Below are 23,663 nucleotides of genomic sequence, written 5' to 3' on the forward strand. Positions count from 1 at the left end.
CCGACGACGCGTCACTGCGTTCCGGGCGGGCGGTGCGTCTGGTGCGGAGTGGCTGTCGTTCGTGGTGCTGCTGTGATCGCGGAGGAGGGGGTGGTCAGTTCTTGACGAGGAGCGTGATCGACGTGCTCGTGCCGACGTTGCCTGCCGCGTCGGTCGCCTTGGCGACGACGACGTAGGTGGCGTTCGGCCAGTTCTTGCTGTTCGCGGTGAGCGACCAGGTGCCGTCCGCCTGCTTGACGGCGCTGCCGAGCTTGGTCGATCCCGACCAGAAGGCGACGCCGGCGACGCCGACGTTGTCGCTCGCGTTGGCCACGAGCGTCACCGTCCCGGCGACGGTCGACTGGCTGCCCGGCGAGACGATCTGCGCCTGCGGCTTGACCGTGTCGGCACCGGTGGTCGGCGTCGGGGTGGCGGTCGGCTTGGGCGTCGCGGTGGCCGTCGCGGTCGGGGTGGCCGTCGCAGTCGGAGTCGGGGTGGCCGTCGGGGTCGCCGTGGCCGTGGGAGTCGCGGTCGGGGTGGCCGTCGGGGTCGCCGTGGCCGTCGGAGTCGCGGTGGGCGTGACCGTCGGAGTCGCGGTCGGGGTCGGCGTCGTCGTGGCGCCGGCCGGGACAGTGCTCACGGCGTAGCCGTAGTACCGGCCCGAGACGGGGGCGGTCGGGTCGCCGACGAAGGTGCGCCCGCGGTCGAGGGTCGCGGACTTCGCCTGGGCGATGACCGTCGCGATGACCTGCGCCGGGGACTGGCCCACGCAGGCTCCGCCCGCGGCGAGGCAGTCCAGGACGACACCGGAGGTGGCGGCCGTGGACATGCTCGTGCCGGTCTGGATGTACGCGAAGCCGCCGCCCTTCTTGGCGGTGTAGGGGCAGGTGCCCGGTGCGGCGACGGTGTGTGCCCGATCGGCGGCCGAGACCGCGAAGTTGCTGGTGACGGTGTAGTTGTCGTCCTTGGTGGTGACGTTCGAGCACGGCACGGCGGCGAGTCCGCCGGGCTTGCCGTCGTAGTTCGCGTAGTTCGTGACGGCGAGGACCTCGTCGTAGGCGGCCGGGATCCACTTCGCGAGATCGGCCGTCGAGTTGCCGGAGGCCGAGACGACGCTGACGCCCTTGGCGGTGAGGTCGCAGACGGCCTGGTGGATGGCGTCGCCGTTCGTGTAGCCGCAGTTGCCGTCGTCGACGCCGGTGGTGGCGAGCGACATGTTGACGACCTTGATGTCGTAGGTCGCCGCGTTCTGAGAGACCCAGTCGAGCGCGCACATCAGAGTCGCGACGGTGCCCTTGTTGTTCGCGTCGAGCGCTCGGACCGAGTAGATCGGCGCGCCGGGAGCGATGCCGACCGAGCCGGAGCCGTTGTCGAGGGCGGCCATGTAGCCCGAGACGCCGGTCCCGTGGCCGTTCGCGTCCTCGGCCGTGCCGGAGCCGAAGCAGTTGACCTGCTTGGCGAGGGTGTAGTCGGCGTGGGCGCTGACTCCGGAGTCGATCACCGCGACGGCCGGTCCGCTCCACGAGGTCACTCCGTCGCCGGCGACGACCGGTGCCTTGTCCGCCTCGGCGGCGAGGACGTGGGCGGGCATGACCTGCGCGGCGCCGTCGACGACCTGGTCGGCGGGCGAGAGCGCGAGCACCCGGCTGTCGGCGGCGAGCACCGCGTGCTGGCGGGCCGTGAGCGTCGCGGTGAATCCTGCGACGCCTCCGCCGTACGAGGCATCGAGAGAGATACCGAGCGCGCGCACGAGGCTGGTCGAGACGGCGGAGGAGTCGACGGTCACGACGTAGCGGCCGGCGTCGGCCGCCTGGGCGGGCACGGCGGTCGCGACGGAGACCGCGGCCAGGGCGGCGGTCACCGCGGTCGCGGTCAGGAGTCGGCGCAGCCGGCCGGCGGGACGCGGCTGCGAGATGGAGCGATGGAACACGGGGGCCTGTCTGTTTCTGCGCGGGATCTCTCACGCGGCGGGCGGGGCGGGGCGGCGGATGCCGGGACGAGACGCCGGACAGGGACGACCGACGACCGGTCGGCGCGTCTCAGCGCCGAACGGAAGGTGAAAGGGGTGTTTCGTGCCAAAACTAGCGTTGGAAACGTTTCCCGCGCATTACGTTCTCGCGAATTCAAGAACCGACACGCGGTCGGTGTACCCCCAGAACGAGGCGGTAGACCTCGATCGTCGATCGCGCGATCGCGTCCCATTCGAGCGCCGAGAGCTCCGCGCGGCGGTCGGCGGGCAGTCCGTCGAGCCAGGCGAGCGCCTCGTCGAGCACCGCGCGGTCGAAGTCGCCGTCGTAGAGGCGGACCCACTCCGGGCCCACGAGCGCCGCCAGCTCGTGCATCGCGCCGAGATCGGGCACCAGGACCGGCCGGTCGGCCGACACGGCCAGGATCGCCGACCCCGAGTTCTGGATCGCCGAGTAGGGGAGCACCACCAGGTCGCTCGCGCGGAGCCAGAGCGCCATCCGCTCGTCGCTCAGGAACGACAGCTCGAGGCGGATGCGGGGATCCCCCGACACCGCCTCCTGGATGACTCCCCGCAGCGGCCCGCGGGCGGGGTTCCCGGCGATCGCGAGCTGCGTCCCGTCGTCGTCGCGGGCGCGGAACTGCTCGATCAGGGTGGGGATGTTCTTGTAGGGGCGGATCTGCCCGACCGAGACGATCAGCCGGGCGTCGGGGTCGAGCCCGAGTCGTCGGCGCGCGTCCGCGCGGCTCGGCGAGAAGTCGTAGTCGTGGCGGTAGTGGCCGTGCGGGGTCACGTAGGCGGGCACCGCCGCGAGCTCCGGATAGGAGCGCCGCATCGCGGTGACCCCCTCCTCCGAGAGGCAGATGATCGCGTCGAGGTTCTCGGTGAGCGCCCGGCGGTACCAGTTGCGGAGGAAGGGCGTCGCCCGCTCCTCGTGCGACGCGACGTTGTGCGCGGTCCAGATGAGGCGGGTGCCCCGCAGCCGGGCGACCCGGAGGAACGCGAAGAAGAAGACCAGTCGCGCGACGACCCGGTACCGCCGCACGCCGCTGAGGAAAGTGAGGTCGGGCCAGTGCAGGTGCACGATGTCGACCTTCGCGAACAGGAGCCGCGCCCACGACAGGTCGCGCACCAGCACGCCCTCCGCCGTCATCGCGGTGTAGAGGCGCGCGTTGTAGGGGTTGGCGTAGCGCGTGCGGAAGGCGGGCTCGGCCTCCACGCGGAGCCGGCGACTCGCGGCGGTCTCACCGGAGAGCAGGCCGCGCAGGCGCGTGCGCAGCCGGCCGCGCAGGGTGCGGCTGCCTCCCGGGATCATCGGGCCGCCTCCGCCGACGCGCCCTGTCCCGGCTCGCGACCGAAGAGCGTGCGCTCGGCCTCCGGGTAGCCGACCCGCCAGTCGCGGCGCTTCTGCCAGACCTCGGTCCAGGCGCGGCGCTTGCGGCGCGTCGCCGTCTCGAGCGCGGCGCGCACGAGGGCGCCCGCCTGGAGCAGCGCGATGCCGATGCGCGCGGGCAGCGGCTTCCACGAGAGGCGGATCATCGTGACCTTGCCCGCCATCACCATCGCCATCTTGCGGCCCGAGTTGCCCTCGGTCGCCGCGTCCCGGGTCGAGGCTCCGACGTCGTGCACGATCACGGCCGAGGGGACGATCACCGGGTGCAGACCCGCGCGGCGCGCGCGGATCGAGAATTCGGCGTCCTCGCCGTAGAGGAAGAAGCGCTCGTCGAGCCGGCCGACCCGCTCGTACTCGTCGCGCTCCATCAGCAGGAGGCAGCCGGTGATGATCGGGACCTCGCGCACGGTGTCGCGCTCCCAGCCGCCGAGCGACTCCGGATCGAGCAGCGGATTGCCGCGGAACGCGGTCGAGAGCATGGTCGCGTAGGTGAGGAGCGACCAGAGCGTCGGAGCTCCCCAGCAGGAGGAGGGGTCGACGGTGCCGTCGGGCCGCAGCGTGCGCCCGCCGTAGACGCCGTACCGCGGATTGGCGACGGCGAACTCGAGCAGCGCGCGGAACGAGCCGTCGAGCACGAGCGTGTCAGGGTTGAGCAGCAGGACGTAGCGCTCGGTCGCGACCGCGACGCCCCGGTTCACGCCGCGCGCGAAGCCGAGGTTGTCGCCCGCCTCGATGACGGTGGCCTCGGGATGCGCCGATCGGACCGCCTCCGCACTGCCGTCGGACGAGCCGTTGTCGACGACGATGACGTGCGGCGGGGTCGGGGCGTCGCCGCGGGGGATCGAGGCGAGGCAGGCGAGGGTCTTCTCGCGGGTGTTGTAGCTGACGACGACGATCGCCAGGCTCGTGTCGACGGTCTCAGGCACGGGTCGCCTCCGGTCGCTGCCCGATGACCTTCGCCGGAACGCCGCCGGCGATGCAGTTCGCGGGCAGGTCCTTCGTGACGACGGCGCCTGCTCCGACGATCGCACCGTCGCCGATGGTGACACCGGCCACGACGACGACGTTCGCGCCGAGCCACACGTCGCGGCCGATCACGATGTCGCGCTCGACCTTCGCCTGGTCCATCACGGGAGTGCCCTGCACGATGCCGTAGTTCGACGCGGTGACCGTGACGTTCGGCGCGAGGAGGCACTTCTCGCCGAAGGTGATCCGTCCGCTCGAGTTGCCGGCCCAGATCAGCGAGTTCTCGCCGATGTGGGTGCCCGCGCCGAGCGTGATCCGCTCGGCGTTGCGGAACGACACGTTCGGAGCGAACGAGACGTCGGCGCCGCGGGTCAGGCGCGGCACCTGGTCGGCGTGGCTGTAGGCGTGGAAGTGGAGCAGGCGCACGGCCTGGAGGTAGGTGCGCACCTTGGTGAGGGTGCGCAGCGGTCCGCCGCCCTGGCTCATCGGGAGGTTCCTGTCTGCTGGTCGTCGGTGGCCCGGTCGCCGGTCGTCGGGGTCGGGTGGTCGGCAGTGCGCCGGTCGCCGGCCACCGCAGCGCGCCGGGAGAGGGGATCGATCACGGGAGCGCCCACCTCGGCCAGCGACGCGGCGATGGAGCCGACGAAGAGGTCGGCGTCGAGGTCGGAGCGCACCGAGATCGCGATGTCGAGGCGCTTCGCGAACGAGCTGGCGAAGACGGCGGCCTCGTCGTCCGGCTCGGTGACGGGCCACAGGGTCATCGAGTCCATCTCGGCCGCGCCGAACCAGCGGCGGCGGAGGAAGACGGGGAGGTAGGACGCGTAGCCCTGCCAGTCCTTCAGGCCCCGGGTGATCCCGCTCTCGCCCGACTCGACGGCGAGCTGCACCTGCTCGCGGACGCTCGCCACGGTCTCCGCCAGGCCGAGCGCGACCGGCACCGCGACCCGCACCATCGACACGTGGTTGCGCTTGACCTCGTTCTTCTCCCGGCGCGGCGAGACGGGGACGAGCGTCGCGATCTCCGCCCGCTCGGGGTGCAGAGCGGCGAAGGCGTGCAGTGCCAGGGCGACGGTGAGGTCGGCCACCGAGCCGCCCGCCGCGCGCGCGGCCGACTTGGCCGTCGGCAGGTCGACCGTGAGGATCGCGGCGTCGCGCGGCTTGATGCTGCGCTCGAGCATCCCGGAGCGGCGGATGTAGGCGTCGCGCACCGACCGGATGTTGCGGCCACCGACCCTGGTGATGCGCTTCTTCAGCGGCTTGCGCTTCCACTCCGCCCACTCGTCCGAGAGGGAGGCGTGGGTCGAGGCGATCTGGCGCCTGGCGGCGAGGGTCAGCGAGAGGGGCCCGCGCGGCGGGCGCGGATCCTCCGGGAACCGCATCGGCGCACCGGTGTAGGGCTCGAAGTCGACGGGCTCGTCAGAGGAGAACGCCTGGATGAGGAGGAGCCCGAACATGCCGTCGCCGAGGGCGTGGTGGATCCGCACCGCGAAGCCGAGCTGACCCGTCGAGAGCTCGACCACGAGGATGTCCCAGAGCGGGCCCTTCGGGTCCATCGGACCGTTGAAGGCGCCCGTGAGCAGCTCCACGTGACGCGGGTCCCACTCGACGACTCCGGGGTGGAAGCGCACGTGATCGCGGACGTCGATCTCGTCGACCGACACCCACGACGGGGTGAAGAGCCCGAGGGGTGCGCGAGCGAGCCGCTGCCGCACCGCCGGCGACGTGCGGATGAAGGCCTCCCACGCCGAGTAGATGAGCTCGCGGTCGAGCGACCCGTCGGCGCGGCGGAAGGGCGCGCCGTCGATGATCATCGATCCGGTCGGTCGGGCGACCTCGTAGACGATGGCGTTCGAGACGAACTTCTCGTCGAGCGTGCGGAGGGGTTCGGCGTGCGGGCGGCCGGAACGGCGGGCGGGACGGGTCATGGGGAGCTCCCTGCTGGCGGGTCGGGGGGCGGAGGAGGGGGCGCGGAGGAGGGGAGCGGAGGCCGGATCAGTCGGAGGTGCCGACGACCGGTTCGGGGATCCGGATCGGCGTCGGCGGGTACTCGTCGACGAAGGTCGAGCCAGAGAGCCGGAGGTGCCGTGAGCGGAGGTAGCCGCGGAGGATCCCCTCGATCATGGCCAGCTCGTCGCGCGACCCGCGCCCGCGGTCCTTCGCGGAGCGGACGAGGCGGCGGCCGCTGCGCACAGCGAGCGTGGCGCTCATCCGCGCTCCGACGAGCGGCGCCAGCCGCCACCACTTGCCCACGAGAGCGCCCAGGCCCAGTCCGTACCCGCGCATGAGACGGCGATAGGCCGTGGGATTGCGCGTGTTCACGTGCAGGACGACGCTCCCCGGCACGAACACGGCGATGCTGCCCGCCGCGAGAGCGCGGCAGAAGATGTCCAGATCCTCGGCGCCGGCGAGGTAGCGTCCGGCGCCCAGCACGTCGTCGAACCCGCCGATCGACTGGAGGGTCGAGCGGCGGAAGGCCATCACGGCCCCGTGACCGGCGTCCAGCCCCTGCACCGGGGTGCGGTAGCTGATGCGGTCGGTGGGCGGGACGTCGGAGTCGACGAGAGTGTGATCGAGCATGCGGCCGGTGGCGACCGCCACCTCGGCGTCGTCGAACGCCTCGACGAGCGCGTCGATCCAGCCCGGGGTCGGCGAGCAGTCGTCGTCCGTGTAGACGACGACGGGTCGGTCGCTGGACGCGAGCCCGAGGTTGCGCGCGATCGAGAGCCCCTTGGTGTCGGTGCGCACGTAGCGGACACCGGCTGCCAGGGCGACCTCGCGCGTGCGCAGGTCGGTCGATGCGGAGTCGACGACGATCACCTCGACCTCCGGATCGGTGCCCGCGGCGATCGCGGCGAGCGCCTCGCGGAGCATGTCCGGTCTCTCGCGGGTGCACAGGATGATCGAGACGTCGCGGGGATTCACAGGTGGTCGTTCCTCGGGTGGTCGGATCGGAGCTCGTCGGTGTCGACGAGCCGCATGGCGGCCCGGTACGCGGCGACGAGGTCGACGCCCGCACGCTCCCAGGTCAGCTGACTGCGGTTCGCGAGGGCCGCGCGCCGCATGCGGGCGAGCAGTTCGTGGTCGGAGCAGACGAGGTCGAGGTGAGCGGTCAGCGCCGCGACGTCGCGGGGCGCGTGCACGAGGCCCTGCACCCCGTCCTCGAGGTTCGCTCCTGCCGCGGAGGAGACGAGCGGCACGCAGCCGGCGGCCTGCGCCTCCGAGGTCACCAGAGCACTTCCCTCCTCGATGGTGGGGAGGATCAGCACGTCGGAGCTCGCGAAGACGCCGGCCACGTCGTCGGTGAAGCCGCGCAGCTCGACGCTGGGCTGGTTCAGCAGACCGGCCAGCCGCTCGCGGTAGCCCGCGGTGAAGTCACCGTAGACGAGGAACCGGCCGATCCCGCTCGCCCGCGAGGCGCGCCAGGCCTCGAGAGCGTAGAGGAGCCCCTTGCGGGGCTCGATCCTGCCGACGTAGACGGCGGTGAAGACGTGATCGGGGTCGTCCCGCGGGTCCGGATCGACGACGACGTCCGTCTCGATGAACGCCCCGTAGCGGTGACGCAGGAGCTTGCGGGGCGAGAAGCCCTTCTCGAGGAAGGTCTGCTCGACCGAGGCGGAGGGGACGAGGATCGCGGTGGCGGAGGCCCACTCCCACTCCTCCTGCCGCAGGCGCTCGGCGTTGTAGGTGTGAGGTGACGACGGAGGCGGGGTGATGCCGAGGCTCCGGTACTCCTCGGCCACCACCTCGAAGGCGTGGGCGGTGTGCGTGTTCGGCGCCTCGCGCACCGAGGCCACGCCCAGACGGGCGGCCTCGTCGAACGTGCGCGCCGATCCCCACGGCCATCCGTGGACGACGTCGTAGTCGCCCTCGGCGAGGATGCGCGCCGTGACCCGGTCGTGGTGCGCGATGCTGCGGCTGCGGCCGAGGACGCGGTGGGGCAGGCGGACCCCGGCAATCGTCAGCGTCGTCACCGTGCGCGCGACAGGGCCGAGAGGGGCCGCGACGCTGGCGGCGACCACGGTGACGCGGTGCCCGGCCTGAGTGAGTGCCCTCACCTGGTTGAGAGCCGTCCAGCCGATGCCCGAGGAGCCGATGGCGTGCGGGAAGGAGTACAGGATCGACAGCGCGGGCGCGGCGGTGCCGTCGGCCGTCAGTGCGGTCGACGAGGTGTCAGGGGTAGCGGGTCGGTCGTGTGGATCTGCGGCAGTGGTGGAGCACTGGTGCTCATCATCCATGCGTCTCCTGTCGTGAGGGCGGCGCGCTCAGGAATGAACAAGGACTACCATCCTCGACCACCTGAGAAGAACGCAAGTGCGCACTCTGCTCGGCGGGTCGTCCGCCCGGCAGACTTAACACACCCGCAATACTTCCGGCATCGACACGTCGTGGGTTATGGTCACAATGAGTGTGTCGGGGCACCGCACTCAAACGGGGTCCCGAACTGTGCTCGTTCCGACCCCTCCGCGTCATGCTCGGAGAGCGGGCCGAACACCGTCCCACGTTCGAAATCCGCCACACGCACCAGGTCACGTCCTCGTCTCCAGACGTCGACAGCCACACCACCCGTTCCGCCATTACCGCCGTGATGGACGGAGGAGTTGCTCCATCGTTTGCAGCAGCAGTGCAACCTCCGAGCACGCGGCGTGTCGCCCGAGGTCCCACACCTCGCCGTCTGGAAGTCGAGACCGAGATGTCCGTCCCCCTTTACCTTCGAGTGCTCTGGAGCTACAAATGGCTCCTCGCCGTCGGTCTCATCGTCGCCGTCCTGGCCGCGATGGCGGCCGGCTACACCGTCAAGGACGGCGAGATCGTCTCGCGGGCTGAGTCGACCTACCAGGCGGACACCACGATCCTCCTGGGCGGCGGCTCGAGGAGCTACGTCCAGGCCGAGGTCCCCGGGCAGACGATCACCGAGGGAACCACTGCCGCTCAGCAGAACGACCTGACCAACACGGCGGTCATCTACGCCTACCTGGTCAGCGGCTCCGAGATCCGCGCGCAGGTCGAGGCCGCGATCGGCCCCCTGGCCGACACCGAGCAGCTCAGCGCGGTGCGACGCACCACGCAGCCGGCCGGTTCCGAGCAGAACCCGGGCCGCTTCAGCCTCCCGATCCTCTCGATCGTCGGAGCGTCGACCGATCCCGACCGCGCCGTTCTCATCTCGCAGACCGCGTCGACGATCTTCCAGTCGTACCTCGCCGCTCAGCAGGACGCCTCCGGCATCGCCCCCGAGCAGCGCGTCACGCTGACCGTCACCGACCAGGGCGCGGCCGCCGAGCAGGACGGCTCCAACCCGATCATCCCGATCGCGATCACCGGGGTCGGCGTGTTCCTCGCCTTCATCGCCCTCGCGTTCATCCTCTACAACATCCGCATCTCGCGGGAGCGCGTCACGGCCAACCGCACCAACTCGCGTCGCGGGGAGTCGTTCCGCCGGGGCCCCGCCCTGACCGGTTCCGGCACCGCCGAGGCGCCGTACCCCGCCGCTCTCGCCTCCACTCCCGAGTCGGGCGCCGGGGCGGGTGAGCTGGCCTCCTCCGGGAAGCGCAGCGCCACCTGAGCGGCACTCGCATGAGCAGCAGCACCAAGACGATCAAGGGCGCACCGCTCCCGGTCCCCGGGAGCGATGACCCCTACGCGGGCGAGATCCTCGTCCGGCGCACGTTCACGGTCCGCTCCGCGATCGCGACCTTCCTCCTCGGAGCGGTCGCCCTCGCGGGTGCCTACTACCTGAACCCGCTGTACGCCGGAGCGATCTTCTTCGCGGTCTCCTTCCTCTACCTGACGCGCAAGGTCGTCTTCAGCTGGACCGGGGCGTTCCTCCTGCTGCTCGCCGTGATCATGTTCATCCCGGTCCGCTACTACTCGCTGCCGATCCCCCTCGGCTTCGCGCTGGAGCCCTACCGGCTGGCGATCGTCCTCATGATCGTCGCGGGGATCATCGCCCTCCTGATCGACCCGAAGTTCGTCTGGCGACCCGCCGCGTTCGGCTGGCCGCTCGCGATCTGGATGGCCTCGAGCGTGCTCTCGGTCGCCGCGAACGTCGAGTTCATCTCGAGCGGCGGCCTCGGCAGCGGTGTCGTCGGCGCCCTGATCAACGACGTGCTGATGCTGTCGGTGTTCTTCATCACCCGACTCGTGCTGCGCAGCGAGCGCCTCGTCGAGATCGTCCTCACCTTCCTGGTGTGGTCGGCCGTCGTGGTCGCGTTCTTCGCGGTCGTCGAGCGGGCGACGCAGGAGAACATCTTCCAGATGCTCGACAAGTTCCTGCCGCTCCAGTTCATCGGCGGCGAGCAGGAGGCCTACCGTGCGGGCGGGTACCGCTCCTACGGCTCCTCGCAGCACCCGATCGCCCTCGCCGTCATGTTCACGATGATGATCCCGGTGGCGATCTACCTCTCGAAGTGGGCCCGCTGGCCGCTGAACGAGATCAACCGCCGGATCATCTACTACGGTGTCGTGCTCGCGCTGCTCATGGGCGTCGTCACCGCGGTCTCCCGGACGGCGATCGTGACCCTCGGCGTCATGTTCCTGATCACCCTGCTGTTCCGTCCGAAGATCGGCGCGTACCTCGTGCTCGGGATGATCCCGGTGCTCGGCCTCGGGTTCCTCTTCATCCCGAAGATCCTGACCGACATGATCGGATCCTTCCTCGACCCCGAGGAGCTCATCGCCTCGCAGTACACCTCGGCGGGCATGGCCGGCGCGGGGCGCCTGGCCGACCTCGAGCCGGCGATGGCGATCGTGCGCGAGCATCCGTTCTTCGGGACGGGAGTCGGCAGCCGGATCGTCGTGGGTGACGACAAGAACTCGTTCATCCTCGACAACCAGTGGCTCGGCACCCTGATGGACGCCGGCGTCGTCGGCATCATCGGCCTCTGCGCCCTGTTCCTCATCCCGATCGTGCTGCTGCTGCGCTACGCGTTCAAGAACAGCTCGCAGCCGCAGTACGCAAGCCTCGCGTTCGCCCTCGCGATCGTGCTCGTGGGCTACACCGTCTCCGCGTACTTCTACGACGCGTTCGGTTTCTTCCAGGCGTTCATGCTCTTCTGGATCCTGCTCGCGGTCGGGGCCTGGACCATCACCGAGGCACCCCACAAGTCGACGCGCCGGCGCCTCGCGCCGGAGGATGCGGGACACGTCTCCGCCTTCACCCGCGGCGGCCACCACCTGCCCGGCAGCGGCCCGGCGATCGGCGCTCACGTGGGCAGTCACGTCGTCCGCAAGTCGGCTCCGATCGAGTCGTGAGCACGCGCGTCGGCATCGTCATCCCCGCTCACGACGAGGAGGCGGTGATCGGGCGGCTCCTCCGCGCCCTGGTGGACGGGGACCCGGAGGGCCGCCTCGAGATCGTCGTCGGAGCGAACGGCTGCTCGGACGGCACCGCGGCGGTCGCGAGGGCCGTCGATCCGCGGATCGTCGTGGCCGAGACGGAGCGGGCGTCGAAGATCGCGGGACTCAACGCGGCCGACGAGCTGGCGACCGTGTTCCCGCGCATCTACGTGGACGCGGACGTGAGCGTCACGGCGGAGACGCTCCTCGCGCTCGGAGACGAGCTCGCGCGCCCCGGCGGCCCGCTCGCCGCGGCTCCCGAGTTCCACGTCGACACGCGCGGCGCCTCGTGGCCGGTCAGGGCGCACTACGCGATCTGGGAGCTGTCCGACTACCGCGTGAGCGGGCTCGTCGGCTCCGGGATCTACGGACTCTCGGCCGAGGGGCGCAGCCGGTTCGGCGCGTTCCCCGAGATCATCGCCGACGACCGCTTCGTGCAGCAGCTCTTCGCACCGGAGGAGCGGCTCACGCTCCCCGGGCACGTGTTCACGGTCAAGGCGCCGCGACGGATGCGCAACCAGATCAAGCGCACGGTGCGCATCGCGATCGGGAACGCGCAGCTGAGCGCCTCCGGGCTGGTGCCCGATCGGCCGGCGCAGTCCGGGTCCGGCATGGTCTCGCTGCTCAAGCGGGTCCTGCGCCGCCCGGCCCTGTGGCCGGCGTTCCCCATCTACTGCTACGGCTATCTGCGACCGCGCCTCGAGGCGCGGTCGATCATCGCACGAGGAGGCGTACCCGAATGGAACCGCGACGAGACGACGCGCGCGTGACGGGCACCTCGCCCGCAGGCGGCTCCTCCGCCCACCCCCGCGCCTCCGACGATCAGATCGAGGCGGCGATCGGCGACACGGCGCACACGACCGAGACGCTGGCGACCGACGCGATCGCGCAGTCGCCGACCGTCGGCGACGGTCCGAACGTCCCGCCCGCCAACCTCAGCCACAAGGCGAGCCGCGGAGTCATCCAGACCCTGGGCGGTCTGTGGGGCAAGACCGCGATCCAGCTGATCTCGACCGTCGTCCTCGCGCGACTCCTCTCGCCCTCCGACTTCGGACTCCTGGCGGCCGTCACGGCGATCGTCGGCGTCGCCGACCTGGTGCGCGACTTCGGACTCACCGGCGCGATCATCCAGGCCAAGAGGATGACCGAGACCGTCTGGCGGTCGGTGCTCTGGCTCTCGGTCGCGCTCGGCGTGGCCGGGACGATCGTGATCGGCGCCTCCGCGTGGCTGATCGCGGGCATCTACCAGGAGGAGCAGCTGATCATCCTGACGATCGCCGTCGCTCCGACGCTCTTCGTCAACAGCCTCTGCATGCCCCTCCAGGCGAAGGTCCAGAAGGAGATGCGCTTCGGACTGATGGCGCAGATCGACGTCGTCTCGATGCTCGTCGGCGTCATCGGCTCGATCATCGCCGCGTTCCTCGGCTGGGGCGTGTGGTCGCTGGTGGTGCTGCAGGGCGGCGCGCTCGTCTACCGCTTCATCGCCCTCTGGGTCGCCGCACGGCCCACCTTCGGCCGTCCGCGCATCTCGCGCGAGGTCATCCCGCTCGTCTCGACCGGCGGCAGCATCTTCGGCGTCCAGCTGCTCAACTACCTCGCGCGGAACGTCGACAACGTCCTAATCGGAGCCCAGCTCGGCGCCGGCGCCCTCGGTCAGTACTCGAGGGCCTACTCGCTGTTCCTGCTCCCGCTCCAGCAGCTCAACGGGCCGCTCGGGCGCGTCGCGCTGCCCGTGCTCAGCTCGCTGCAGGAGGACGGGGAGCGCTACCGCCGCTACGTGCGCGGAGCCCTCCTCGTCATCGGGTACCTGGTCCTGCCGACCTTCGGAGTCCTCTCCGCGCTCGCGGCTCCGCTCGTCGATCTCCTCCTCGGACCGCAGTGGACCAGCGCCGCCACGATCCTCTCGATCCTCTCGATCGCCGGCATCGCGCAGGGCATCGGGAACGTGCAGGGCTGGATCTACATCTCGCTCGGCCGCGTGCACCGCCAGCTCGTCTACTACGTGGTCACCAGGCCCCTCGTCATCGCGTCGTTCTTCGTCGGTCTGTGGTGGAACGGCGTCGAGGGACTCGCCCTGCTCTACGGGCTCACGACCCTGGCGCTGCTGGTACCCGGATTCTGGCTCGCCATCCGCGGGACGTTCGTGACCGGCGCCGACGTCATCGTGCCGGTCCTCCGCCCGGCGCTGATCGTGCCGTTCATGTACGCCGCCGCCTGGGCCGTCGGCGCCTACACCGACCTGCCGTCGATCGTGCACCTCGTCGTCGGCGGTCTCGCCTCCCTCGTCCCGGTCGCGCTGGCGATGGCGATCCCCGCCTACCGCCGCGATGTGCAGCAGATCCTCGCCTTCGTGAAGCAGGTCAGGAAGCCCAAGCCCAAGGGGCCGAGCACTCCGGCTCCGCAGACGACTCCGGCCGCTGAGGGAGGCGCTGCATGATCCGCACCACCCGCGCCCGTCGAGTCGGTGTCCTCGCCGCGGTGGCTATCGCCGCCGCCCTCCTCTCGGGCTGCACGTCGAGTCCCGCGCCCGAGGAGTCGGCGGAACCCGCAGCCGGAGCCCTGCCCTTCGAGGCCGGAGTGATCGTCGCGATGGGCGACTCCATCTCGGTGGGCGTGGCCGCCTGCGGGCAGAACAAGCCCTGCCCGAGCGCCTCGTGGACGACGGGTGAGGACGAGACCGTCGACTCGATCGCCCGACGCGCGGGCGAGGCCGTCGGCGCGGTGCCGACCGTCGAGAACTTCGCCTTCAAGGGAGCCACGTCAGCGGAGCTGCCGCGTGAGGCCGAGAAGGCGGTGGCCGCGTCTCCCGATCTGGTGACCGTCCTCATCGGCTCCAACGACGTCTGCCGCAAGCGCAGCAGCGAGATCACGCCGCCCGAGACCTTCCGAGCGTCGGTGACGACCGCTCTGACGACGCTCTCGACGGGGGCACCGGAGGCGACCGTCTTCGTGTCGTCGATCCCGAACCTGCTCGCCTTCTTCGAGGCGGAGCGCGGCGACGCCGAGGCGATCCAGCGGTGGGGGAGCAGCACCAGCTGCAACTCTCTGCTCTACGAGCCGACCTCCGACTCCGAGGAGGCCGTCGCACGTCGCGCCAACGTCGACACGACGATCGACGCCTACAACGCGATCCTCGCCGAGGCGTGCGCAGCGGTCGAGAACTGCGTGTACGACGGTGGAGCGCTGCACGACTTCGAGGTCGGCTCCGGCGACATCTCGGACGTCGACCACTTCCACCCGTCGATCGAGGGTCAGGCCAAGCTCGCCGACATCGCCTGGACCGCACTGCTCGCGAACGCGTCCTGACGCGCTTCTGAGCGCGACCGGCCCGGGCTCGGCGACGCCAGGGCGCTGGCCGCCCGACGCCTGCCGACCCCCGGCGTCCGGCTCAACGGCCCCCTGCGCGCGGTCAGATCGCCTCGCGCCGAGCCTCTCCGCGACGCTCGGGGCGGGCGCTGAACCCCGGCCGCTTCGAGCGGACACGAGCGGGCGAGAAGCGGAACGGTGCCACGTCCTCGACCCGGGTCGTCGACAGGCCGGCAGCGCGCAGCAGCAGCTCCTCCGAGAGCTCCTCCGGCGCCGCCGCGATGGCGAGGCCGCGTCGATCGAGCTCGCGGGCGATCTGGATCTGGTGGTCGTCGATGTGCTCGCCGCGCGCGACGAGACGCGGAACCAGGATCGGGACCTTGCCGGCCTCGATCGCGGTGATCGCGGCTCCCGTGCCCGCGTGGGCGATGACGACGTCCGCCGCCTCCACCGCCTCCTGCAGCTCGTGGTGGGGGACGCTCGGGCGGCCCTCGATGCCGTGCGAGGAGACGTCGGCGAGGCCGGTCTGCCAGAGGACCTCTGCATCCTTCAGCAGGGGCACGGAGGCGGCGATGAGCCGATCGAACGGGTAGAGGTCCTGAGTGCCGACCGAGAGGACCGCCCTCCTGATGCCGGTCGTGCTCGTCGCGGGCCCGGTGGCGAAGGCGTCGAAGATCGATCCGCCGAACTGCCAGCGCTCGTCGGCCCAGACCGGGTACTGGCTGTAGGTGTTGACCCCCGGGAAGCGCGAGACGATGCGTCCGGTGATCGAGGGCCCGTCGGCGCGGGCGGCGCTCTCGATGTAGTGGCACTCGATGCCGCGGAGCGACGCCTCCGGCATGAAGGACACGGCGGGGCTCGAACCGGTGCTGAACACGGCCGAGTAGTCGCCGCGGTTCAGGATGCGGTGGGCGAGAGCGGCGTTCTGGGCGATAGGGAGGGTGTCCCGGGGCGCTGCGAAGCGGCTGAACGTCACCTTCCGGTCCTCGAGCAGCGAGCGGCTCAGTCCGTTGTCGAAGGTCACCCAGTGCTGGTCGGCGGGGTCGATGCCGAAGCGGGAGGAGAGGGTGAAGAGCTGTTTCAGATGCCCCCCGCCGGAGCAGACGAACAGGAAGTGCGACATGGGATCCTCCTCCTACCGGGACGAGCCCAGGGGCTGGGTCTCCGGCGGATGCTGAATGGGACTGCAGTACGGGATGGTGCATCGGGTCGAGAGCACGTGCTCCGCAGGTGTTCGGAGCCGAGGCCCCGAGCGGATGGGTGTCCGCGGGGGCGGGTTCCCCGACGCATCGGCTCGGGCCGGTCGATGCTCAGGGGGTCGGCGGGTGGTCAGGAGATCCGGGGAGGTCGTGCTCCGGCGGACGGGCGCGCGGAACGAGGGGGGTCCTGCGCTGCATGTGGTCCTGGTCGGGTTCGGGTGGAGCTCGGGCGGGTCGGGTTCGCGGAGGCGACGTCAGAGATCGACGCTGGCGGGCCGGCAGCGCATGGCCCACTCGTCCTTCGGGGGAACTGCAGGGTGAGCGTGCTCGGGCGGAGCGCAGATCGAGGGGGCCGGCAGCGGTGCCGCTCCCACGATATCCAGGCCCCCAGGCCTTGGCTACTCCGCGGCCTCCGCCGTGAGGAGGATTTACTCACCGGAGTCGGCGGGATCACGCGCCCGTCGAACCACCGGAGGACACCGCGAGACCGGATCGGGCACCGCCCCGGTCGAGCAGGATGTCGAGGACCGTCGTGTGGCGGGCGGCCCAGGAGTTCGCGTGGATCCAGGCGAGGCGCTCGTCCTCGGTCGCCGGTCCGTCGGCGAGGGCCTCGTCGACGACGCCGGCGAACTCGGCCATGGTCGGCACGATCCGGATGCGGTCGCTGATGCCGTGGATAGGCGGGAGGTCGACGGAGATGACCGGGCAGCCGCTCGCGACGTACTCGTACAGCTTGAGGGGGCTCATGGCCTCGGTCAGCGGCGTGCGCCGATGCGCGAGGAGGCAGAGCTCGACGTTGCGCATGGTCGCGACGAGTTCACGGCGGCCGACGGAGGGGTGGAGGTGCACGTTCGGGAACGGCGCGAGCGACGCGAGGTACCCCGGGTCGGGCTGCGGGCCCATGAGCACGATCTGCAGCTCGGGGTGCGCGGTCGCGACGGCGACGATCCCCTCGACGTCCAGCCGGTCGTCGAGCGTGCCCACGTGCAGGGCGCGCGGGCCGGGGATCCGCTGCAGCCACTCCGGAGCATCCGGGGCCGGCCCGGTCCACTCCTCCGGAGTGACCCCGTTCGGGACGACCGCGTGCGGACCCGTCGGGGCGATGCGGTCGATGATCTCCTGGGAGACGGCCGTGACCGACCGCCCGCTCTCGGCGACCCTGCGGTACGCCTCCTGGAACGACGGCCACTGGGCCTTCCAGCGGGTCGACGTCGTCCAGTCGTCGCGGGCGAAGAACATGACGTGCTCGGCCCACTCGAACGGAGAGAACCCGGCCACCAGCGGGTGCGTCGTGATCACGACGGGCCGGACGAGCTCGAGCTCGTCGGCGAGGCGGGCGAGCTCGAGGTCGTAGGCGCGGTACTCCCGCTCGATGCCGGCGATGTCCAGGGGATCGTCGCGGCGCATCCGCATCGGCGTGTGGAGGACGCGGAGAGGGGTCGCGGGGAAGGGGACCTCCCGGCCCGCTGCTCGCCGGGCGAGCGTCGTCGGGAGGAAGCGGAACGGGTTGGCGACGATGAGCCGCCCCACCTCGTCGCTCTCCATCAGCGTGTGCAGGATCCGGTCCGGCGGCCGCATCATCCCGCGCTTGGCGGCATCGGTGTAGGTCTCGTACGAGAAGGTGAAGACGACGTCGCGCTGGGTGCCGGCGCCGCTCATGCGAAGGTCCTCAGCACACGGGCCGGGACGCCCGCGGCGACGGAGTAGTCGGGGACGTCCTCGCGGACGACCGCGTTGGCGCCGATCACCGAGCCCCGGCCGATGGTGACGCCCGGCATGATGACGGCGTTCTCGCCGATCCATGCCCCGGCACCGATCCGCACGGGCGCGATCTTCTTCAGCGGCTGATCCCGGACGAAGGTGTCGGGGTCCTCGAAGCCGTGCGAGTGATCCGAGATGTACACCCCGCGGGCCATGTCGACGCCGTCCTCGATGACGACGCTGAGGACCGCCGTGATCGCCGTGGTGTTCATCCGGACCCTGTCGCCGATGACCAGCGCGGGAGTCGGAGCGTCGGCGGAGGGGACGAGGAGCATGCAGTTCGCACTGATCAGGACGTTCTCGCCGATCGAGATGTGCTTGCCCTGGCCCGGGCCGATCCTGAACGGGAGGCAGATGCGCGAGCCCTTGCCGAAGCGGTGGAAACCGCCGGCGACCAGCTTGCTGAAGGCCAGATCGCGGGCCCGCTGGGCGAGGATCGCGAGATCCAGTCCGTTCAAGGCATCAACTCCAGGGTCGGGGGGCGGGCAGAACGCAGGCGTGGTGCGTTCCGGGCCTGGGAACGTGCGGCGCGGGGGGCGCGACCGAACGGCGGGATGTGCCCCACGATAGCGAGAGCCACCTGAACGACACGAGTCCGTCCCCCGAAGCCCGAGTGTTTTAACGCCGCGGTAACAGGAGAGCAGGGGTCCGCGCCTGCGTGCTGGCCGAGCATCCGAGCCCCCGGGGGCCGCCGCGGCGCCTCGGCACTCCCGGTGAGCGTAAAATCGAGGTCGTCCGCGGAGCGGGCCCGGGATCCTCGGGCGGCCTCCTGACAGCGCGCTCAGCGCCGACGGACCAGGCAGCGCCGCTCGGTCCGCTCGCGATCCCGCGAATCCGACCCACCGCACCACCAGAGAGGCTCGACCGTGGCCCACGCCGACGACACCGCCGACCGGGCGAGCACCTGGATCCTCCCGCTCGCTCGCGCCGTCATCGCCGCCGTCGCCGGCTGCGTGGTCACCTTCTCGCCCGATCACAGCCCCGCGTTCGGCCTCGCCGTGTTCGCGGGCTTCGCGCTGGCCACCGGAGCGGTCTCGCTCACGCTGGGCCTCGGGGCGATCACCGGTCCCGGTCGGACGCCGGCGCTCGCCTCCGCGGGCGTCACCCTCCTCGCCGGAGTGGGGGCGCTCGTGGCTCTGCCCGTCGCCGCCCTCACGCTCTTCGTCGCCCTCGTCGCCGGCTGGGCGCTGGTGTCGGGATCGTTCGAGTTCTCGAGCGGACGCCGACGGCAGGGTCTCGCCGCCCGGGACGCCGTGGTCGTCGGGATCGGCACGGTCCTCCTCGGGGCCGCCTTCGCGCTCCTCCCGCCGCACCCCGTCGTCTCGGTCGGGCTCCTCGGCGCCTACGCCGTGATGGTCGGCGTCTACCTCGCGATCGCCGCGTTCTCGCTCAAGTGGGCCGCCGGTGCCGATGCCGTCGCACCCTCGACACCGACCTCCGGAGGAGACCGATGACCGCCGAAGGCCAGACCCCCGAGCCCCCGGAGGACTTCGCGCCCCGCACCTTCCAGCCGACCCGCAAGGATCGCCTCCGCCCCCTCGAGCTGATCGGCTTCTCGGCCGTCATGGCGGCCTTCGTCGGCGGAGTCGTGCTGCTCTCGACCCGCGAGTTCGTCGTCGCCCTGATCGCCCTCGGGGTGACCTTTATCGTCGCGCTGGTCGCCATCGCGATGTTCTCGCTGACGTTCAAGCCCGACGACGCCGAGATCGCCGACCTCGACGAGCAGGACTCCGCTCACTAGGAGGGGCGGCGGGGACGCCCCTCCGGAACGAGCACGGCCCGTCGGTGGTGCCCGCTAGCGTGCGGGCATGGCGGAGGCGATCGGGCGGTGGTGGGAGCGGCGGCGGTTCTCGCGCGGGGTCGACGTGCCGTATGCGGTCGGGACGTATCGGGAGGCGTGGTCCTCCTACCCGGTGCTGGTGCGGCAGTACCGTCCGGAGTACAACGACGGCATCGTCCTGAGTCAGATCCCGCCCGCCGCCGATGTCTTCCTGTGCTGGCTCTGCGACTCCGGTCATCTCTTCGTCGCGACCCCGGAGGAGCAGCGCAGCCGCCCGGGTCGGGAGCGGCGGCGGTCGTCGTGGTGCCCGGAGTGCGCAGTGCTCGCGAAGCCGCGGAGCCCGCGTGCTGCGCCGGAACCGCCTCCGGAGGCGTCGCCTCCGGTCGCACCTCGTCGAGCGCCGGTCCGCGCTCGTCGGCTCTGCGCGAAGACGCCCGAGCTGCCCGTCGGCGAGGCGTTCGTCAGCCGGTGCGCGCCGCCGCCCGCCTCCGCGGTCGAGGCGCGCCTGCGCGCGATGCTCGCCGAGCGCCTCGAGTTCGAGCCGGGCCTCACCGCGGTGCGGCTCGGGCGGCCGTTCTTCGACCACGTCGAGGCGTGGCCGGACATCGTCCTCGGCGAGCTGCGGGTCGCGATCGAGTACGACTCGACCGGCAGGCACGGGCTCGAGCACGTCGGCCGGCGTGAGGAGGCGGATCGCCGCAAGGATCGCGCGCTCCGCTCCGCCGGATGGGAGGTCGTGCGCGTCCGCACCGGGCGCCTCCTGCCGCTCGGGCCGCACGACCTGCTCGCGTCGGGGGTCACCGGCGCCCTCGTCGACCGTCTCGTCGACGAGTTGCGCGAGATCCGCGGCTCCCTACTCGTCGACGCCTGGTCGCGGTGACCACCCGCGCTCCCGTCCACCCGCCCCTCGAACCGTCCCGCCTCTCGATACGTCGCGACCGGCCCGTTCTACCGCATCCGACGGGCCGGCAGTGACGGATCGAGCGCGCGGAGCTCAGGTGCGCAGCGCCAGGGCCTCGCTCCACCAGCGGCGGTGGAGCGCCCAGGGATCCGGCTCTCCCGCGCGCACCACGTCGATGTGGGCGTCGAGTCCCGCGCTGCGGGCGAACCACTCGGTGTGCTCGAGCCGCTCGGCGGCGAACTGCTCGTGCCGGTGCTGCTCGAGTGCCCGCCCTCCGCGTTCGAACGCGAGCAGCTCCTCGTGCCGCAGCCGGCGCAGCCGCTGGCGGGGGTTCGCGCTGGTGCCGATCTTGATCCGCTCGCCGAAGCGGATGTAGTAGACGACGTCGATGCGCGGGGGCGGCAGCTCGCCGTCGGGGACGTCTCCCAGGCGCCACTCGCAGACCGCGCAGAGCCACGCGGAGGGGAGCCGCACGCCGAGCCGCGAGCCGCAGACGAGGCAGGGGGACGGCAGGGCGTCGACGACCCCGTCCTCGCGGTCCACCCAGTCGTGCGCGAGCGCGAGGTGCGGCGCGCACAGACCGATCGGAGCACCCTCCTCGGCCCGGGACGGGCACCCGTCGATCGCGCACCTCATGCCCTGACGGTACGGACGACCGCCGACATCCGCCTCCGGGGGGTCAGGGCAGGCGGTCGACCAGCGCCGAGGCGACCCCGGTGTAGCCGGCCGGCGTGAGGGCGAGCAGGCGGGACTTCGCGGCGTCGCCGATGTCGAGGCCCTCGACGAAGGCGGCGAGGTCGTCGGCGCCGAGCCGCTTGCCGCGGGTGAGGTCCTTCAGCATCGCGTAGGGGTCGGTGATGTCGGAGCGGCCCGCGACGACCTCTGCGCGGATCACCGTCTGGATCGCCTCGGCGAGCACCTCCCAGTTGCCGTCGAGATCGGCGGCGAGCGCGAGCGGGTCGAGGTCGATCTCGAGCAGACCGCGTGCGATGTTGTCGAGCGCCAGGAGGGAGTGGCCGAACGCTACTCCGATGTTGCGCTGCGTGGTGGAGTCGGTGAGGTCGCGCTGCAGCCGCGAGGTCACGAGGGTCTGCGCGAGCGAGTCGAGCAGCGCGCTCGAGAGCTCGAGGTTGGCCTCGGCGTTCTCGAAGCGGATCGGGTTGATCTTGTGCGGCATCGTCGACGAGCCGGTCGCCCCGGCCTGCGGGATCTGCCGGAAGTAGCCGAGCGAGATGTACGTCCAGACGTCGGTGCAGACGTTGTGCAGAATGCGGTTCGCGTGCGCCGCCCTGCCGTACAGCTCGGCCTGCCAGTCGTGCGACTCGATCTGCGTGGTCAGCGGGTTGAAGACGAGCCCGAGGGAGGCGACGAACTCCTCCGCGAGGCGCGGCCAGTCGGTGTCGGGGTCGGCCGCGAGGTGCGCGGCGAAGGTGCCGGTGGCTCCGCTGAACTTGCCCAGGTACTCGGTCGCCTCGATCTGAGCGATGACGCGCTCGAGGCGGAAGGCGTAGACCGCGAACTCCTTGCCCATCGTCGTGGGCGTCGCGGGCTGGCCGTGGGTGCGGCTCAGCATCGACTCGTCGCGGTAGCGGACGGCGAGCGCTCGGAGCGAGTCGACCACCGAGCGCAGCTTCGGCAGCCAGATCTCGTCGACGGCCTGACGGACGACGAGCGCGTAGGAGAGGTTGTTGATGTCCTCGCTCGTCGCCGCGAAGTGCGTGAGCTCGGCGATGCGGTCGAGTCCGAGGTCGGCAAGCCAGTGGCGCACCAGGTACTCGACGGCCTTCACGTCGTGGCGGGTGCGCGCCTCGAGGGTCGCCAGCTCGTCGATCTCGGCCTGCCCGAAGTCGCGGGCGCGGCGGCGCAGCTCCTCGGCGCTCGCCTCGTCGACCGGCTCGGAGCCGAAGAGGCGGCGGTCGGTCAGAGCGAGCAGCCACTCGACCTCGACGTGGACGCGAGCGCGGTTGAGACCCGCCTCGGACAGGTACTCGCCGAGCGACGAGACGGCACCGCTGTAACGGCCGTCGAGGGGGCTCAGCGGCTGGACGGGGAGCGAGGTCATGCGGTGGGGCCTTCCGGTTCACGGGGGTCCGGCGGGAGTGCGGCACGGGCCGCGGAGCCGGCGACGACGCCGGCGCGCGCGTCGGAGGAGTCGGTCCGGACGACGCGGTTGCCGCGGAGCCCGGGTTCTATCTGGGCGAAGAGCGACCGGCATGCGCGCTCGATCAGCGCGAGCACCGAGTCGAACGCCGCCGCATCGGAATAGTAGGGGTCGGGGACGTCGCCCTGCGGCGAGAGGGACGGCTCGAACGCGAGCAGCCGACGCACCTTCTGCCGGTCGACCTCGGTGCGGGCCCACGAGCGCAGGGCGCGCTCGTGTCCCTGGTCGAGGGCGACGACGAGATCGAACTCGGGGAATCTCGTGGGGTCGAAGAGCTGTGCGCGGTGGCGTCCTCCGTCGAGGCCGCGGCGGGCGAGCGCGTCGAGCGCGCGGTGATCGGCGTGCTCGCCGAGGTGCCATTCGCCCGTGCCGGCCGAGGTGATCTCGATCGCGGAGGCGAGTCCGGCGCGCTCGGCGAGCGACCGCATCACCACCTCGGCCATCGGCGACCGGCAGATGTTGCCGGTGCAGACGAAGCACACGGCGAACGCCGAGGGCGAGGGGGAGCGGGGGGTCACCCGCCCATTGTGGCGCACGGCGGCTTCTCCACACCCGGCCGGATCCGGAGCTCTCCACCGGTTCGGCGGCAGCGGCTCCGGCGCCTCGACGGCTCGTCGATGCTGGGCGCTGTCGGGGTGGAACGGAGGCGGTGCGGATGGGTGTCGAGCAGGCGGTGGCCGAGGTGGCTCCGGCGTGGCCGGGGGCGGAGCTGGCGGCGCTCGCCGAGCGGATCGGCGGGCTGCGGGCTGCGGCGGGCGGGCTCCTCCCCGACGCCGACTGGGAGGACGAGGCGGCGCGCCGCTACGCCGACCGGGCGGCCGAGTTCCTGGCGGGCCTCGCCGTCGCCGAGGGCGCGGCGCGGGCGATGGCGGTCGGGGGCGCCGCGTGACGGCCACCGCGCTCGCGCCCGGGCGGGTGG

At 71.6% G+C, this 23,663-nt stretch carries 22 protein-coding genes; 9 read left to right on the forward strand and 13 right to left on the reverse strand.

Annotation, left to right across the window (positions count from 1 at the left end; genetic code table 11):
• Positions 1-94 precede the first annotated feature (94 nt).
• The 7 genes from B9Y99_RS18670 to B9Y99_RS00145 all read right to left on the reverse strand — a co-directional run bounded on the left by B9Y99_RS18670 (position 95) and on the right by B9Y99_RS00145 (position 8,539).
• The gene (locus B9Y99_RS18670; RefSeq protein ID WP_165759494.1) at positions 95-1,909 is read right to left on the reverse strand and encodes an Ig-like domain-containing protein; all 1,815 of its coding nucleotides are present in this window, start codon (positions 1,907-1,909) and stop codon (positions 95-97) included.
• A 193-nt stretch (positions 1,910-2,102) separates the two neighbouring features.
• Positions 2,103-3,260, reverse strand: coding sequence for a glycosyltransferase family 4 protein (locus B9Y99_RS00120; protein ID WP_085474602.1), 1,158 nt, complete (start codon positions 3,258-3,260; stop codon positions 2,103-2,105).
• Positions 3,257-4,264 (reverse strand): glycosyltransferase family 2 protein, encoded by a 1,008-nt coding sequence (locus tag B9Y99_RS00125; RefSeq protein WP_165759495.1) that lies wholly within the window; start codon positions 4,262-4,264, stop codon positions 3,257-3,259. The genes B9Y99_RS00120 and B9Y99_RS00125 overlap by 4 nt, the downstream gene beginning before the upstream one ends.
• The gene (locus B9Y99_RS19325) at positions 4,257-4,790 is read right to left on the reverse strand and encodes an acyltransferase (protein ID WP_085474603.1); all 534 of its coding nucleotides are present in this window, start codon (positions 4,788-4,790) and stop codon (positions 4,257-4,259) included. Before B9Y99_RS19325 ends, B9Y99_RS00125 begins: the two co-directional genes overlap by 8 nt.
• Positions 4,787-6,229 carry a wax ester/triacylglycerol synthase domain-containing protein gene (locus tag B9Y99_RS00135; RefSeq protein WP_085474604.1) on the reverse strand — a complete coding sequence of 481 codons (1,443 nt, stop codon included), beginning with the start codon at positions 6,227-6,229 and terminating at the stop codon, positions 4,787-4,789. The genes B9Y99_RS19325 and B9Y99_RS00135 overlap by 4 nt, the downstream gene beginning before the upstream one ends.
• A 67-nt stretch (positions 6,230-6,296) precedes the next feature.
• Positions 6,297-7,226: a glycosyltransferase family 2 protein gene (locus B9Y99_RS00140; protein ID WP_085474605.1), complete on the reverse strand. Its 930-nt coding sequence runs from the start codon at positions 7,224-7,226 to the stop codon at positions 6,297-6,299.
• Positions 7,223-8,539 carry a glycosyltransferase family 4 protein gene (locus B9Y99_RS00145; protein WP_085474606.1) on the reverse strand — a complete coding sequence of 439 codons (1,317 nt, stop codon included), beginning with the start codon at positions 8,537-8,539 and terminating at the stop codon, positions 7,223-7,225. The genes B9Y99_RS00140 and B9Y99_RS00145 overlap by 4 nt, the downstream gene beginning before the upstream one ends.
• A gap of 455 nt (positions 8,540-8,994) precedes the next feature.
• On the opposite strand from B9Y99_RS00145, the gene B9Y99_RS00150 reads away from it, so the two are divergent.
• Genes B9Y99_RS00150 through B9Y99_RS00170 form a run of 5 tightly spaced genes read left to right on the forward strand, consistent with a single transcriptional unit; the run spans position 8,995 to position 14,942 of the window.
• Positions 8,995-9,864, forward strand: a complete 870-nt coding sequence (locus B9Y99_RS00150) for a YveK family protein (protein ID WP_129587832.1) — start codon at positions 8,995-8,997, stop codon at positions 9,862-9,864.
• 11 nt (positions 9,865-9,875) lie between these two features.
• The gene (locus B9Y99_RS00155) at positions 9,876-11,552 is read left to right on the forward strand and encodes an O-antigen ligase family protein (RefSeq protein ID WP_085474608.1); all 1,677 of its coding nucleotides are present in this window, start codon (positions 9,876-9,878) and stop codon (positions 11,550-11,552) included.
• The gene (locus B9Y99_RS00160) at positions 11,549-12,406 is read left to right on the forward strand and encodes a glycosyltransferase (RefSeq protein ID WP_165759496.1); all 858 of its coding nucleotides are present in this window, start codon (positions 11,549-11,551) and stop codon (positions 12,404-12,406) included. The genes B9Y99_RS00155 and B9Y99_RS00160 overlap by 4 nt, the downstream gene beginning before the upstream one ends.
• Positions 12,376-14,073 (forward strand): lipopolysaccharide biosynthesis protein, encoded by a 1,698-nt coding sequence (locus tag B9Y99_RS00165; RefSeq protein WP_085474609.1) that lies wholly within the window; start codon positions 12,376-12,378, stop codon positions 14,071-14,073. The genes B9Y99_RS00160 and B9Y99_RS00165 overlap by 31 nt, the downstream gene beginning before the upstream one ends.
• Positions 14,070-14,942: an SGNH/GDSL hydrolase family protein gene (locus B9Y99_RS00170; protein ID WP_085474610.1), complete on the forward strand. Its 873-nt coding sequence runs from the start codon at positions 14,070-14,072 to the stop codon at positions 14,940-14,942. The genes B9Y99_RS00165 and B9Y99_RS00170 overlap by 4 nt, the downstream gene beginning before the upstream one ends.
• Positions 14,943-15,045: 103 nt before the next feature.
• On the opposite strand, the gene B9Y99_RS00175 is transcribed toward B9Y99_RS00170, so the two are convergent.
• The 3 genes from B9Y99_RS00175 to B9Y99_RS19330 form a co-directional block, all read right to left on the reverse strand.
• Complete coding sequence (locus tag B9Y99_RS00175) at positions 15,046-16,065, reverse strand: glycosyltransferase (protein WP_085474611.1); 1,020 nt, start codon at positions 16,063-16,065, stop codon at positions 15,046-15,048.
• Between the two features lie 526 nt (positions 16,066-16,591).
• On the reverse strand, positions 16,592-17,800 hold the full coding sequence (locus B9Y99_RS00180) for a glycosyltransferase (protein WP_085474612.1): 1,209 nt from the start codon (positions 17,798-17,800) through the stop codon (positions 16,592-16,594).
• Complete coding sequence (locus B9Y99_RS19330) at positions 17,797-18,360, reverse strand: acyltransferase (RefSeq protein ID WP_085474613.1); 564 nt, start codon at positions 18,358-18,360, stop codon at positions 17,797-17,799. The genes B9Y99_RS00180 and B9Y99_RS19330 overlap by 4 nt, the downstream gene beginning before the upstream one ends.
• Before the next feature lie 408 nt (positions 18,361-18,768).
• Between B9Y99_RS19330 and B9Y99_RS00190 the strand changes: the two genes are divergently transcribed.
• From B9Y99_RS00190 to B9Y99_RS00200, 3 genes are all read left to right on the forward strand, one after another.
• Complete coding sequence (locus B9Y99_RS00190) at positions 18,769-19,356, forward strand: DUF308 domain-containing protein (RefSeq protein ID WP_085474614.1); 588 nt, start codon at positions 18,769-18,771, stop codon at positions 19,354-19,356.
• Positions 19,353-19,643: a hypothetical protein gene (locus B9Y99_RS00195; protein ID WP_244274725.1), complete on the forward strand. Its 291-nt coding sequence runs from the start codon at positions 19,353-19,355 to the stop codon at positions 19,641-19,643. The genes B9Y99_RS00190 and B9Y99_RS00195 overlap by 4 nt, the downstream gene beginning before the upstream one ends.
• 67 nt (positions 19,644-19,710) lie before the next feature.
• Entirely contained in the window at positions 19,711-20,562 is an 852-nt protein-coding gene (locus tag B9Y99_RS00200) for a hypothetical protein (protein ID WP_085474615.1), read from the forward strand.
• A gap of 114 nt (positions 20,563-20,676) precedes the next feature.
• Here the strand turns inward: B9Y99_RS00200 and B9Y99_RS00205 are convergent, their stop codons facing one another.
• The 3 genes from B9Y99_RS00205 to B9Y99_RS00215 are packed head-to-tail and all read right to left on the reverse strand — an operon-like array spanning position 20,677 to position 23,262.
• Positions 20,677-21,219, reverse strand: coding sequence for a GIY-YIG nuclease family protein (locus tag B9Y99_RS00205; protein ID WP_085474616.1), 543 nt, complete (start codon positions 21,217-21,219; stop codon positions 20,677-20,679).
• A 43-nt stretch (positions 21,220-21,262) separates the two neighbouring features.
• Complete coding sequence (gene purB / locus B9Y99_RS00210) at positions 21,263-22,645, reverse strand: adenylosuccinate lyase (RefSeq protein ID WP_085474617.1); 1,383 nt, start codon at positions 22,643-22,645, stop codon at positions 21,263-21,265.
• Positions 22,642-23,262, reverse strand: coding sequence for a low molecular weight protein-tyrosine-phosphatase (locus B9Y99_RS00215; protein WP_208856862.1), 621 nt, complete (start codon positions 23,260-23,262; stop codon positions 22,642-22,644). Before B9Y99_RS00215 ends, purB begins: the two co-directional genes overlap by 4 nt.
• A 137-nt stretch (positions 23,263-23,399) precedes the next feature.
• Between B9Y99_RS00215 and B9Y99_RS00220 the strand changes: the two genes are divergently transcribed.
• On the forward strand, positions 23,400-23,633 hold the full coding sequence (locus tag B9Y99_RS00220) for a hypothetical protein (protein WP_085474618.1): 234 nt from the start codon (positions 23,400-23,402) through the stop codon (positions 23,631-23,633).
• Positions 23,634-23,663: the final 30 nt, after the last annotated feature.

The organism is Rathayibacter oskolensis (genome assembly GCF_900177245.1).
In the GTDB taxonomy this organism is placed as follows: domain Bacteria; phylum Actinomycetota; class Actinomycetes; order Actinomycetales; family Microbacteriaceae; genus Rathayibacter; species Rathayibacter oskolensis.